General features: G+C 37.8%; 13 protein-coding genes. 10 read left to right on the top strand and 3 right to left on the bottom strand.

Features of this window, described 5'->3' with window-relative positions; all coding sequences use genetic code 11:
* Window positions 1–6 precede the first annotated feature (6 nt).
* Window positions 7–639, top strand: a complete 633-nt coding sequence (locus tag ABJH90_RS10410) for a 7-carboxy-7-deazaguanine synthase QueE (protein WP_348139041.1) — start codon at window positions 7–9, stop codon at window positions 637–639.
* Between the two features lie 87 nt (window positions 640–726).
* Here the strand turns inward: ABJH90_RS10410 and ABJH90_RS10405 are convergent, their stop codons facing one another.
* Both ABJH90_RS10405 and ABJH90_RS10400 read right to left on the bottom strand, forming a co-directional pair.
* Entirely contained in the window at window positions 727–1,521 is a 795-nt protein-coding gene (locus ABJH90_RS10405; RefSeq protein ID WP_348139040.1) for a hypothetical protein, read from the bottom strand.
* A gap of 66 nt (window positions 1,522–1,587) precedes the next feature.
* Window positions 1,588–2,301, bottom strand: a complete 714-nt coding sequence (locus ABJH90_RS10400; RefSeq protein WP_348139038.1) for a class I SAM-dependent methyltransferase — start codon at window positions 2,299–2,301, stop codon at window positions 1,588–1,590.
* Window positions 2,302–2,386: 85 nt separating this feature from the next.
* On the opposite strand from ABJH90_RS10400, the gene ABJH90_RS10395 reads away from it, so the two are divergent.
* Together ABJH90_RS10395 and ABJH90_RS10390 are read left to right on the top strand one after the other, a co-directional pair.
* Window positions 2,387–2,881: a YkgJ family cysteine cluster protein gene (locus ABJH90_RS10395; RefSeq protein WP_348139036.1), complete on the top strand. Its 495-nt coding sequence runs from the start codon at window positions 2,387–2,389 to the stop codon at window positions 2,879–2,881.
* A gap of 77 nt (window positions 2,882–2,958) precedes the next feature.
* Window positions 2,959–3,798, top strand: coding sequence for a sterol desaturase family protein (locus ABJH90_RS10390; RefSeq protein WP_348139034.1), 840 nt, complete (start codon window positions 2,959–2,961; stop codon window positions 3,796–3,798).
* Between the two features lie 3 nt (window positions 3,799–3,801).
* Here ABJH90_RS10390 and ABJH90_RS10385 read toward each other — a convergent pair whose 3' ends face one another.
* Window positions 3,802–5,064 (bottom strand): DUF1343 domain-containing protein, encoded by a 1,263-nt coding sequence (locus ABJH90_RS10385; RefSeq protein ID WP_348139032.1) that lies wholly within the window; start codon window positions 5,062–5,064, stop codon window positions 3,802–3,804.
* Window positions 5,065–5,067: 3 nt separating this feature from the next.
* On the opposite strand from ABJH90_RS10385, the gene ABJH90_RS10380 reads away from it, so the two are divergent.
* The 7 genes from ABJH90_RS10380 to sulP all read left to right on the top strand — a co-directional run bounded on the left by ABJH90_RS10380 (window position 5,068) and on the right by sulP (window position 13,018).
* A complete protein-coding gene (locus ABJH90_RS10380) occupies window positions 5,068–6,309 on the top strand; it encodes an FtsX-like permease family protein (RefSeq protein WP_348139030.1) in 1,242 nt (413 codons plus the stop codon).
* Between the two features lie 133 nt (window positions 6,310–6,442).
* Window positions 6,443–7,423, top strand: coding sequence for a cysteine synthase family protein (locus tag ABJH90_RS10375; RefSeq protein WP_348139028.1), 981 nt, complete (start codon window positions 6,443–6,445; stop codon window positions 7,421–7,423).
* A 22-nt stretch (window positions 7,424–7,445) separates the two neighbouring features.
* Entirely contained in the window at window positions 7,446–8,744 is a 1,299-nt protein-coding gene (locus ABJH90_RS10370) for a M20/M25/M40 family metallo-hydrolase (protein ID WP_348139026.1), read from the top strand.
* Window positions 8,745–8,747: 3 nt separating this feature from the next.
* The gene (locus tag ABJH90_RS10365; RefSeq protein ID WP_348139024.1) at window positions 8,748–9,521 is read left to right on the top strand and encodes an aldose 1-epimerase; all 774 of its coding nucleotides are present in this window, start codon (window positions 8,748–8,750) and stop codon (window positions 9,519–9,521) included.
* Between the two features lie 57 nt (window positions 9,522–9,578).
* Window positions 9,579–10,211: a Crp/Fnr family transcriptional regulator gene (locus ABJH90_RS10360; protein WP_348139022.1), complete on the top strand. Its 633-nt coding sequence runs from the start codon at window positions 9,579–9,581 to the stop codon at window positions 10,209–10,211.
* Between the two features lie 77 nt (window positions 10,212–10,288).
* The gene (locus ABJH90_RS10355; protein ID WP_348139020.1) at window positions 10,289–11,206 is read left to right on the top strand and encodes a hypothetical protein; all 918 of its coding nucleotides are present in this window, start codon (window positions 10,289–10,291) and stop codon (window positions 11,204–11,206) included.
* Between the two features lie 81 nt (window positions 11,207–11,287).
* Window positions 11,288–13,018, top strand: coding sequence for a sulfate permease (gene sulP, locus ABJH90_RS10350; protein WP_348139018.1), 1,731 nt, complete (start codon window positions 11,288–11,290; stop codon window positions 13,016–13,018).
* Window positions 13,019–13,056 lie beyond the last annotated feature (38 nt).

The following is a 13,056-nucleotide window of genomic DNA, read 5'->3' as shown; positions in this document are numbered from 1 at the left end:
TGCGGGATGATTAAAAAGGAGGTTTTAGAATTGGTAAACGCAGGGGAAATGCTCCCTCTCATGGAGGAATTCTATACTATTCAGGGAGAGGGTTTTCACAAAGGTACAGCTGCCTATTTTATCAGGGTTGGAGGTTGTGATGTTGGGTGTCATTGGTGTGATGTAAAGGAAAGTTGGAATGCAGAAACCCATCCGCCAACCGCTATTAAGAGTATTGTGGAGAATGCCGCTAACTATTCAGATACGATAGTTGTAACCGGGGGGGAACCTTTAATGTGGGATATGGGACCTTTAACGGAAGCGCTGAAAAAGAAAAAACTCAATACCCATATAGAAACTTCAGGGGCCTACTTCTTGTCGGGCATATGGGACTGGATATGTTTGTCGCCTAAAAAAAACAAACTGCCTGTAGATCCTATTTACGAAGAGGCTCACGAGTTAAAAGTAATTGTCTATAATAGGAATGATCTGGTTTTTGCAGAAGAGCAGGCTAAAAAGGTTAGCAAAACCTGTATTTTGTATTTGCAACCAGAGTGGAGTGTAAGGGATAAGGTAACTCCTATGATTGTAGATTATGTAATGAAAAATCCCAAATGGAAAGTATCATTACAAACTCATAAATATCTGAATATTCCTTAAGGTTTAGCCTTTATGCTATCATTAACCTGCTTTAGCTGGGTTAGTAAATGCTGAATAATTAAGCAAACACCTATAAGAAAAAGTGCATTATTTTCCTCCGTTATTTTGAAGATCAAGGATACATTCAGGATCCAAAGCGGGAACTGCTACACCTTTAGAGATTTTACTTTTTTCTAAAACGCCCATCATCCCTCCTCCAAATTGCAATTCACCTCGCATAAGGCATCCAGCTACATCGCAATGATTTTCAGCATCCGGGTCCTCATGATTATTCACCATTTCAGATCCAAGATCAACCAAACCAAAAAGATGTCCAAATTCATGGTGAAGGGTGGAGGTTTCCACATCTGTAATTGTAATAAGTGAGCTCTGATTTGCGAGTTGGCGCACCACGCCTTCATGGATGACCATTGATGTGTTTCTATATACAGCCCCAAGAGTTAAAATACCTTCATCTTCATCATCTGAATCTGATGGTGCATCAGAAAAATAAATATAAATGGCAAGTGTCTCCCCATTATTATATTCTGTCCTGTTTTCGCTTTCAAGATCGGCAATCTCCTGTAATGTTAGAGTTTCTTCATTAGGAGAAGGCAATTCCCGGTATATTACTTGAATGTTGTCCTTAAAGGTTCGATCTCTAAGATAGGTTTCAAAATTATTCATCGTCTCCACTGTAGGCCTGAAACCGGTAACATAGGCAGCTTCTATTAGCAAAGTTGTGAATTTGGTATTGGAGAGGATATCATTTGCCGAAGCTCCGGTGGCCAGTAAATTGGCAGATTTGTCAATGCCACCATCTGGCGTATCGTCACTGTCTTTTGAACAATTTAAGAATAAACCAATAGTTAGTAATATAATTAGTATTCGAAATTTCTTCATAGCATCTTTTATTTTCTTTCAGGACTAAATTTACATATAAAATACAACGTAAATATCAGGTTTCTATTATGGCTGTGTTCTAAGCCTGGCTAAATAGTCGTAATGTGTACCTTTACAAACAAGCTCGCAGCTTAAATTTTGCTGCACAGCAAGCTGTTTAAGTCTATTATAGTCTAAATACAACCAATTAAAAGGAGCGCTCTTTAGCCCTTTGTACTCCATGGTAAATTGGACTTCACCATAATATTTCCCATTATTCGGGATCCAGTAACCACCATCGCCATCTACTTCAAACATATAAATAATATCACTGGAATCTACCAATATCTGCCCTCCCGGATTCAATAATCCTTTTAAATGGTTTAATAAACGATGTGCCTCTTTTAACTGCCCTGCTATTCCTATCCCATTCATTAACAGCAAAATAGTATCAAATTTCATACCAGAGTAATCGTAGATATTTGAATGCATTACATTGTATACGCCCCTTGACTTAGCTGTGAATATAGCCCCTTCAGATTCGTCAAGCCCGAAAACTTCAACTCCTTTACTTTGCAAATAGAGACTGTGGCTGCCAGACCCACATCCCACATCCAATACAGTTCCACGGCAAAGATCTAAAGCTTTTTGCTCTATTAAAGGCATTTCATCATAATCCCGGAATAAATAGGGCAGAGGTAGTACGTCTTTCTCGTCCAGTGAGGAGTAAGTCGTAATATCTTCGGAATAATTTCCATTTAGAAAATCTATCAAAGCCATGCCAAAAATATCCCTGGTCATTTAATTAGTAATTTTACCTGCAAAAGTGAACTTTTTGAATGGAAAGTAAAAACAGCCAACTAATAAATTGAATTTATAGATCCGGATGAACGAACAACTAAAAAACTTACCCTTAAGGGCAAAAGAGAAGCATACGGAAAACAAAAGGTTCTTTTCGAAACTCAAAAAGAGGCCTCCGCGCAATTTGGACTATATAATGCAGGAATTACATCAGGCAGAGTTTAAAAAGACAAATTGTCTTGATTGTGCTAATTGTTGTAAGTCTACCGGACCGCTTTTTACCAATGCAGATATTGTTCGAATATCCAAAAGTCTTAAACTAAAACCACAAAAGTTCATAGATACTTATTTAAGAATTGATGAAGACAATGATTTTGTGCTAAAGCAAGTTCCTTGTGCCTTTCTTGGAGAGGATAACTTTTGTTCTATATATGATGTCAGACCCAAAGCCTGTCAGGAGTTTCCCCATACCGATCGCAAAAAATTTCAACAGATTACAAATCTCACACTTAAGAATGTGGCTATATGTCCGGCTGCGTATAACATTGTTGAAGACATGAAACGTAGAATTAAGCTCTAGGTTAATACCGAAATAGTTAGTTTTACAAGACCGCTCTCCCGAAAATTAGTAATCTGAAAATAAGTAACTTTACATTTATGGAGGTTATATTAAACTATTTTGAAAGCATACCTTCTTCACACAGGAGCCTGATTCTGGTTTTGGGAATAACCTTTTTTTGGCTTCTTGAAGGAGCATTGCCTCTTTTTAATTTCAAGTATAAGAAATGGAGGCATGCCCTGCCCAATTTTTTCTTTACACTTACGACAATAGTTATCAACTTTGCGCTGGCTTTTGTACTATTGAAATCCAGCGATTGGGTCACAGCAACTAAATTCGGTATTATAAATTGGTTACCTGAAATTCCTCTATGGCTCTATGTTATATTAGGTGTTTTACTTCTCGATTTTATTGGAGCCTATTTGGCACATTATGTTGAACATAAGGTGAAACCCTTATGGATGATTCATTTGGTTCACCATACAGATCATGAGGTAGATACAACCACGGCTAACAGACATCACCCATTGGAGAGTCTTATCCGTTTTACGTTCACATTAATGGGAGTATTTATAATTGGCACACCCATAGGTATAATAATGCTCTATCAATCTTTGTCTCTTGTTGCTACTCAATTTAGCCATGCTAATATCCGTTTGCCAAAAAAAGTAGACGATATTCTAAGTTGGGTGATTGTATCTCCTGACATGCACAAGGTACATCACCATTATAGGTTACCCTATACTGATTCCAATTATGGAAATATCTTCTCTGTCTGGGATCATATCTTTGGGACTTTTATGAAACTCGATCGTAGTCGCTTGGTTTATGGTGTAGATACTTTTCCGGACAAAAAGGAAAATGGAAGTGTAACCGGCCTTCTGAAGCAACCTTTCCATAAGTATCGAAAGCCAACTACTACGCCAGCAGATAAGTAGGCATTATTTGTAAAGGAGGTATTTACCGCGTATTTCTCTGAATTTATCCAGATCCCTCTGCCAGCTGTTTTTTATCTCTTTTTCGCTCAGCCCTGCTTCAATTTGTTGCTGAAGTTTTTCTGTGCCGGCATGTTTGGTAAATCCGCTGCGGTTAAAGATTAATTTTTTATCCGTGGCATTATTATATGCATCAATTAACCATTGTAATGAAACTTCGCTCATTCTAGGCTGTGCAGAGAGATCCTTGCCGAAGCATTTTTCTCCCATATGTTTAGGGTTTTTGGAACCAAAATTGGGTTTTGGAACATAGCTAAAATCATAGGCAGTACTGTCCAGGAAAGGAGCTCCATATCTTTGAAATTGACTTTCTGTACCACGACCGGCATTAATATTAGTGCCTTCAAAAAGTCCCAGACTTGGATAAAGGTTAATGGCTTCCTGGTTAGGAAGATTAGGTGAAGGTCTAACAGGAATACTATAGCTTGAATTATGTGTATAATTTCTGAGGGCAATTACAGTTAAATCGGCCTTAAGGCCTTTTTCGAGCCATCCTTCATTATTAATCATTTGGGCATATTCTCCAATGGTCATACCATAGACCAGGGGAATGGGGGTAAGGCCCAGAAATCCCTTATGTTGAATTTCCATTGTTGGCCCATCAACATAATGACCATTGGGATTGGGGCGATCAAGGACTAGAACAGGAATACCATTTTCCGCACAGGCTTCCATTACTAATTGCATGGTGGCTATGTATGTGTAAAATCTAACCCCGACATCCTGAATATCAAATACCACAATATCTAGCTTGTCTAATTGTGAGGAGGTGGGTTTTCTGTTTTTACCGTAAAGTGAGATAATGGGAAGTCCGGTTTTTGTGTCCGTACCATCTTTCACATGTTCTCCGGCATCTGCCATTCCACGAAACCCGTGCTCAGGAGCGAATACTTTTTTTATTTCAATATCCAGTGATAATAAGGAATCTACCAGGTGTGTGAAGTTCTCGTTCTCTCCATTTTCCAAGATGTTCTTCTTAAAAATAATACTGGTCTGATTGGCAACTACCCCCACTTTTCTTTTTCTAAGGTAAGGAAGGTATTCTTCAGTAGAATTGGCACCAACAAGTATGACTGAATCTAGTAGTTTTTTAGTATCTGGTAATTCCACAGCTGCTGAATCCTTATCTTTTTTTAAGGGGTTTCCACAGGCTGTTAGTATCAAAAGCCACAATAAAAATGTATTTTTGAATCTGGATAAAAAAGCCATCTATTGAATTTAGAATTTTTTATAGCAAAACGCCTTATTAAGGGTAAGGAGCATAAAATTAGTATATCCGCACCAATAATAAAAATAGCCATTGCTGCAATTGCATTGGGGATCATAATGATGCTTATTGCTATTGCCACCGGGGTAGGTTTAAAACATAAGATTAGGGAGAAGGTTGCTGCATTCAATGGCCATATCCAAATCTATAATTACGATAATAATGTTTCTGATGTTTCCGTGGTTCCTGTATCTGTGAATCAGGAATTTTATCCGGAATTTACATCTGTGGAAGGAATTTCACATATCCAGGCGGTTGCCAGTAAGGCAGGGATCATAAGAACCGAGGATACATTTGAAGGAATTATTGCCAAAGGAGTTGGGAAAGATTATAACTGGGAAGTATTTAGTGAATATTTACAAGAAGGGCGATTGCCGGACTTTACAGGAGAATTAAACACCGAGGTACTAATGTCATCATTGATGGCAAGAAGGCTTCAATTGATAGTAGGGGATGAATTCTTTACATTCTTTTTAAAGGATGAGGACCCATCCAAAACTCCGAATCAAAGAAAATTTAAGATTGTAGGAATCTATGATAGCGGATTTGAAGAGTTCGATGCCAAATATGTTTTTACAGATATCCGTCATATTCAAAGGGTTAACAAATGGCAGGAAGATCAGGTAGGTAACTTTGAAATTTTCCTTCTAAACTTTGAAGATATTGATACTAAAACAAATGAAATATACGGTAAAACACTTAGTGATCTGGATACCCAAAATATAAAGAACAAATATTTCCAGATTTTTGAATGGATTGGCTTGTTCGATTTTAATATTGCCCTTATCATAGGTATAATGATTATAGTTGGCGGGATAAATATGATCACCGCTCTTTTAGTGCTAATATTGGAAAGAACACAGATGATAGGAATTCTTAAAGCCCTGGGCTCACCAAATTGGAGTATTCGCAAAGTGTTTTTATATAACGCTACATATCTGATAACTATTGGTTTGCTTTGGGGCAACCTAATTGGACTTGGGATTATCTGGTTTCAGGGGACATATCGGGTTTTCAAATTTCCTAATCCCAAAGAGTATTATATCGACTATATTCCTGTGCATATAGATTTTCCAACAGTTTTTATATTAAATCTTGGTGTACTTATATTATGTCTTCTTATGCTTTTAATACCGTCTTATATTATTACAAAAATCACCCCGGTAAAAGCTATTAAATTTGAATAACAAAGACAGTTTTTTACTTTCCTGTAACAGAAGGCTCTATCTATGAACTAACTTAAAATTATCTGAATCACGAACCATTCCCAAAAGGAATTGCTGAAATCTACTTCTTGAAAATACTATCTTTACATTGCTTATGAAATACGCCAAAAATATCCTGGAAACCATTGGTAATACTCCATTGGTTAAAATAAATAAAATAACAGCAGAATTACCATGCCTGGTTTTGGCTAAATATGAAACATTTAATCCCGGAAACTCCGTAAAAGACCGGATGGCTGTTCAGATGGTTGAAGATGCCGAAGCTGAAGGCAAATTAAAGCCGGGAGGAACCATAATTGAAGGAACTTCTGGTAATACAGGAATGGGGTTGGCACTTGTTGCAGTTGTAAAAGGGTATAAAATGATCTGTGTGATCAGCGATAAACAATCAAAGGAAAAAGTAGATATCTTAAAAGCCATGGGAAGTGAGGTGTATGTATGTCCTAATGATGTGGCTCCCGAAGATCCGCGAAGTTATTATTCTACTGCCAGAAGGCTATCAGAAGAGATTCCTAATTCCTGGTATGTAAACCAATATGATAATCCATCCAATACTAAAGCCCACTATTTGAGTACAGGTCCCGAGATCTGGGAACAGACAAACGGTAAGGTAACTCATTTTGTGGTAGGGGTAGGCACCGGAGGAACAATTTCAGGTGTGGGCACCTTTTTAAAGTCACAAAATCCGAATATTAAAATTTGGGGTGTTGATACTTATGGCTCGGTATTTAAAAAATATCACGAAACAGGAATATTTGATCAAAACGAGATATACCCTTATATAACTGAAGGTATCGGAGAAGACATTTTGCCAAAAAATGTAAATTTTGATATCATAGATGGTTTTACTAAAGTAACAGATAAAGATGCCGCAGTATATACACAGCGTCTGGCAAAGGAAGAAGGGATGTTTCTTGGCAATTCTGCAGGTGCAGCAATTAAAGGTGTTCTCCAGCTAAAGGAAAAATTTAACAAAGACGATATAGTGGTGGTTCTTTTTCACGATCATGGCAGCAGATACGTGGGTAAGATTTATAATGATGACTGGATGCGTGAACAAGGTTTTTTAGACTAATGAATTTAATTACTCTTTATATATGACTTTTATTAGATTAACAAGCGTACTATTATTTCTCTTTTTTTGTGTTCAATTACCAGCCCAGAAACTTTCAAAAGTTGAAAGAAAATTGGTAAAAACGGTTGAGGCCAATAATTCTGAATCCATCAAATTTTTGGAAAATGTTGTAAATATTAACAGCGGTACTTTAAATGCAAAAGGGGTCAGGGAAGTAGGGATGGTTTTTAAAAATGCCTTTGAAAACATCAATTTTAATTCTCGATGGATTGAGATGCCTCAAGAAATGAATAGAGCGGGTCACTTCTTTGCGGAAACAGAAGGTACGAAGGGTAAAAAACTTTTGCTGATTGGTCATTTGGATACCGTATTTGAGGAAAACAGCCCTTTTCAGGAATTTACAAGAGTCAATGACAGTATAGCACAAGCACCCGGGGGTAATGATATGAAAGGTGGTGATGTAATTGTCCTTTATGCCTTAAAGGCTTTACACGCTAATGGATTGCTGAACGATGCCCAGATAATAGTGGCATTTACAGGTGATGAGGAAAGTACAGGAAAACCTCTCGAAATAAGTAGAAAAGATTTGATTGAAGCGGCAAAGAGAAGCGATATTGCACTCGGATTTGAGAATTCTACCGGGTTTAATTATGCCACAGTAGCAAGAAGAGGAGCTTCCGGATGGCAGCTTGAGGTTGAAGGAAAGCGCGCCCATAGCTCAGGTATATTTAATGAGCGGGTCGGGGCCGGCGCCATTTTTGAGATGTCAAGAATACTAAATTCATTTTATGAAGAAGTCCGCGGTGCAGAATACCTTACGTTTAACCCCGGGATACTTATGGGGGGTACTTTTGTTGATTATGATAAAACTACTGGTAAAGGAGAGGTCTTCGGGAAAAGTAATGTGGTCTCACAAACCGCTATGGTAAAAGGAGGTTTGCGTTTTATTTCTGAAGAACAGAAGGAAGAGGCGAGAAACAAGATGAGGGAAATTGTCACAAATAATCTACCTCAGACATCGGCAACAATAAGTTTTACAGATAGTTACCCGGCTATGGTACCCACTGAAGGAAATAACAGGCTATTAGCAGAGCTAAATCAGGTAAGTCTGGACCTTGGACAGGGTGCGGTAATAGGCTATGATCCGGGTAAAAGGGGCGCTGCAGACACTTCTTTTGTGGCCAAATATGTTGATTGCCTGGATGGTTTGGGAACAATGGGAAGCGGAGCCCACACGCCGGAAGAGACGGTAAATTTGAACACTATTGAAGATCTGACAAAGAGAACGGCAGTGCTTATTTATAGATTGATCAATCAATGACAAATGGTAAATCTTAGCTCAGGAAAAGCAAAAGTAAGAATAGAGGAAGGTGAATTAGTAAGTTACCAGGTAAACGACTTTGAATATATACATCAAAAGGGGAGTCCTGGCTGGCGCAACTCGGATACTGAAATGTTTCCTGTAATAGGACCTACTGCAGATGCCGGCTTTCGGGTACATGTACCCAGAGGAAATGCCATTCAGGATCAGCATGGATTATTGCGCGAACTGGATTACGAGCTTCTGTCGAGTACAGGAACAACAGCTCAATATGTAAAATCTTATAAGGCCGGGACTGTTATCAATAATTCGAAATTTCCTGACAAATCTACTGCCCGGTTACTTATCTGGCCCTTTAATTTTGAATTTTACAAGAGTTTTAAACTCTCTGAAAAAAGTCTTGAGATTAGCTTCAGGATTTCTGGTGAAAAAGATATGCCCTTTATGCTGGGATATCATCCTGCATATAAACTATATACAGATAAACCCACTGTTATCGCGGAAGATCAGACCATTTCATTAGATTCTGTTCTTGCAGCCGGGAGCAGGGCCCTTGAAGTGGCAGATTGCCAAAGTATTGTTTTAAAAGATCAAAAAAAGTTAAGTATAAAAACCGAAGGCTTCAGCCATTTTATGTTGTGGACTGAGGTCCCAAATATGATATGTGTAGAGCCTATAACTTTTTACCCGTATGCCGTAGATCAAATGCAGCTGCATGATGGTTTTGATTACTTAACTGATGATGACAGGAATTTTAAAGTCACTTTAATTCCATAATTTAATAAGCTATTTATAAAAAATAAGAATCTGTATTAATCCAAATAATCTAAAAAAATGAGAGTACTCCTGGAACGTCACTACGGTTATCTTTTTGAACCGGAACTGTTAGATGAGATAGAAGCTACAGGAAAATGTAAACTCATAAAACAAGGGGAACGTTTATTGGATATTGGCCAGGAAATAACTGTTATGCCCTTAATTTTTAGCGGGGCAGTAAAGATTCTCAGAGAAGATGATCAGGGTGATGAATTGCTTCTTTATTTTATTGAAAAAGGGGATACCTGTGCTATGACATTTTCTTGTTGCTTGGGGAGCGGTAAAAGTGAGATAAGAGCGATTGCAGAATCAGATACAGAGTTATTAATGATTCCTATAGAAAAAATGGATGAGTGGATGGTGAAATACCAAAGCTGGAGAGAATTCATATTGGATAGTTACCACACCAGAATGTCAGAGTTGCTGGAAATGATAGATACTTTAGCATTTATGAAAATGGATGAGCGTATAATGAAGTATCTTCAGGACAGGGCAATGGTAACCAATGATGATGTAATATATTCCACACATCAGGATGTGGCCCAAGATTTACATACCTCACGGGTAGTGGTTTCCAGACTGCTGAAAAGTTTGGAGAAAGAAGGTAAAATAGAGTTGAGCCGTAATCATATAAAGGTTATTGAATTATAGCCGGATGTATTTACTTAAGATGTAACAATTGCGAGGAAAATTCATCTTTAAGTTGTTCTAAATAAATAAACGAAAAGATGAAATTATCATTAATCCTTACTGCAATTCTGGTTTTGGCTATAATAAATCATAACACTGCTCAAACTGAAGTACTTTTTAATGGAGTTGAGCTCCAGGAATCCCTACAAAGCGCAAAAGCCAAAATGGAACCTTTTGTCGAGAAAATGGATTTATTTGAAGTAGAAAACCCAACTTTCCCTTTATCCAAAGACCTTGAAGCACACTTGGTTTGTAGCAATTACAAATCCGGGTACGGTACTATTTCCGAGTTGGTATTTACTTTTGCGGATGATAAATTGGTATATATTCAGGCCCATGGGAATGCAGTTGAGAGCATTACCGCTAAAAGAAAAGACACTGCTCAGGCCTATATGAATTATGAATTCTATCCAGAAGGTCGTATTGTTACCAAGCCTTCTGAGGATAAAGTTTGGATTTTATCGGAAGATGCTATGCATCCAAATTTATTTACCTGGGATAACCCTTATTTACCCTCGAACAAGAAACTTAAAAAAGTCTATAGCCCGTCGGCAAGAATTCCAGATTTTATAAAAATGGGAGGTAGTCTGGATCAGTTAAAACCAAATTTAGAAAGAGAATCTAATTTCACTAATAGCATGGAATTGGATGGGAGTGATCCTAATGCTCAATTTCAATTAGATTGTTTTGGAATTGAATATGCGGGTTTTCCAAGAAAATTTGAGGCACGTTTTGGAGATGGTAAACTCAATGTTTTGTGGATTTTGACCGGTAAGGGGGAGGAAGATCGCATTAGGCAGAAACTTATTTCTGAATATGGACCGGTTATTTTTAAAGATGACAACTGGGAAGTTTTTAATAACTGGCAGGTATTGTTGCGCAAAGACAAACCAGAAGTCCTTGTGCTTACCTCAGATATGGCCGTTTTTTACAAGAGAGATTACTTTAAGCAATAGAGCTCGAATATCGCAGGACATGTTATTTCGCAATAGCAGTTGGAAGGCCTTTTATTTATGATTAAATAGTACTTTTGATTAATGCGAAAATATTTCCCAATTCTACAAACTCTGCGAAGCTATAAAAGGAAAGAGCTTCCAAAAGATATTCTTGGGGGTTTTGGTGTAGGTATAGTGCTTGTTCCACAAGGGATGGCGTATGCCATGATAGCCGGTCTGCCTCCGGTATACGGCTTGTATGCCTCCTTAATGCCCGTGCTGGTGTATTTGCTGTTTGGTACTTCAAGATCACTTGCAATTGGACCTGTTGCCATGGATTCTTTGCTCGTCGCTGCAGGTTTGGGCACCCTGGCAATCGTGGGATTGGAAAACTATATTGCTCTTGCTATTTTACTCGCCTTTATGGTGGGCGTCATTCAATTTGTTCTGGGCATTTTTAAAATGGGGTATCTGGTTACCTTTTTAGCCAAGCCGGTCATCAGCGGATTTACATCTGCAGCTGCAATGATTATAATTTTTAGTCAGTTAAAGCACTTACTTGGAGTGGATATAGAAGGGAGTAATCAGTTTCACCGAATTTTTATAAACGCCTTTCAAAAAATCCCGGAAACCAATTTTTATGATCTGGCTATTGGCTTAGTCGGTATTTTACTGCTTATTGGCTTTAAAAGATGGAGTAGACATATCCCCGGAATTCTAATCATCGTTGTTTTTGGAATATTAGCAGTGTATTTTTTAAATATGGAATCGCTGGGCATTGAGATTGTTGGTACAATTCCTAAAGGTCTACCAGGTTTTGTTTTACCGGCTATTAAAATAGACAATATGATACAACTATGGCCTATTGCGCTAACACTCGCTCTGATTGGCTATCTTGAAGCAATTTCAATTGGTAAAAGTATTGAAGAGAAGAATGAAGAAGATCTGATTGACGCCAATCAGGAATTAGTGGCATTAGGTTCTGCAAATATGCTCGGTTCCTTTTTTCAGTCTTATCCTGTTGCAGCAAGCTTTTCCAGGTCTGCAATAAATGATGAATCCGGATCAAAAACCACTCTCTCAGGATTGTTTACGGTACTTCTGGTTTTGGTAACGCTCCTATTTCTTACACCTCTTTTTTATTTTTTGCCAAATGCAATTCTGGCAAGTATTATCATGGTATCTGTTTCTGGTTTGATCGATTTAAAATATGCGAAACGCTTGTGGATCTATAGAAAAGATGAATTTATTGTTTTGACACTCACATTTTTGATAACTCTGTTTATCGGAATTACCCAGGGCATTCTCACAGGGGTCTTGCTCTCTCTTTTGTTGATGGTTTACAGAACTTCCAAGCCTCATTTCGCAGTTTTAAGTAAAATAAAAGATTCAGAATATTATAAAAATATTTCACGCTTTGAAGATGAAGTTATCTTGCGGAATGATCTGCTCATTGTGCGTTTTGATTCGCAATTATATTTTGGAAATTCCGACTATTTTAGAAATCAGCTTTATAAGTATATGGACAAAAAAGGGGATAATCTAAAAGGAGTAATATTAAATGCTGAGGCGATTAATTATATAGATTCTACCGCTACCAGAATGTTAACTAAAGTCATTAAAAAAATCAGGCAGGATGGAATTCAGTTCTATATTGCCGGTGCCATAGGTCCGACAAGGGATATCATTTTCAGGAGTGGGATAAGTGAGGTACTTCCCAGAGAATTCCTGTTTGTTAAGATAAAGGAAGCCGTTGCGTACTTTGATGATCCCGAGAACGCCTCCGTCAGCCACGAAAAAGTGGCGTACCAGCGGAATGAACCCAGGAACTAATGTTACTCATTTTAAAGCAAGAAGCAGTATTTTTGAAA

It is taken from the genome of Eudoraea sp. (genome assembly GCF_039969275.1).
Lineage (GTDB): Bacteria > Bacteroidota > Bacteroidia > Flavobacteriales > Flavobacteriaceae > Eudoraea.
This window is presented reverse-complemented; position numbering and strand designations above follow the sequence as displayed.

Coding starts and splice junctions, on each gene's coding strand:
- ABJH90_RS10410 (WP_348139041.1), top strand. CDS start 7: ATGATTAAAAAGGAGGTTTTAGAATTGGTAAACGCAGGGGAAATGCTC.
- ABJH90_RS10405 (WP_348139040.1), bottom strand. CDS start 1,521: ATGAAGAAATTTCGAATACTAATTATATTACTAACTATTGGTTTATTC.
- ABJH90_RS10400 (WP_348139038.1), bottom strand. CDS start 2,301: ATGACCAGGGATATTTTTGGCATGGCTTTGATAGATTTTCTAAATGGA.
- ABJH90_RS10395 (WP_348139036.1), top strand. CDS start 2,387: ATGAACGAACAACTAAAAAACTTACCCTTAAGGGCAAAAGAGAAGCAT.
- ABJH90_RS10390 (WP_348139034.1), top strand. CDS start 2,959: ATGGAGGTTATATTAAACTATTTTGAAAGCATACCTTCTTCACACAGG.
- ABJH90_RS10385 (WP_348139032.1), bottom strand. CDS start 5,064: ATGGCTTTTTTATCCAGATTCAAAAATACATTTTTATTGTGGCTTTTG.
- ABJH90_RS10375 (WP_348139028.1), top strand. CDS start 6,443: ATGAAATACGCCAAAAATATCCTGGAAACCATTGGTAATACTCCATTG.
- ABJH90_RS10370 (WP_348139026.1), top strand. CDS start 7,446: ATGACTTTTATTAGATTAACAAGCGTACTATTATTTCTCTTTTTTTGT.
- ABJH90_RS10365 (WP_348139024.1), top strand. CDS start 8,748: ATGGTAAATCTTAGCTCAGGAAAAGCAAAAGTAAGAATAGAGGAAGGT.
- ABJH90_RS10360 (WP_348139022.1), top strand. CDS start 9,579: ATGAGAGTACTCCTGGAACGTCACTACGGTTATCTTTTTGAACCGGAA.
- ABJH90_RS10355 (WP_348139020.1), top strand. CDS start 10,289: ATGAAATTATCATTAATCCTTACTGCAATTCTGGTTTTGGCTATAATA.
- sulP (WP_348139018.1), top strand. CDS start 11,288: ATGCGAAAATATTTCCCAATTCTACAAACTCTGCGAAGCTATAAAAGG.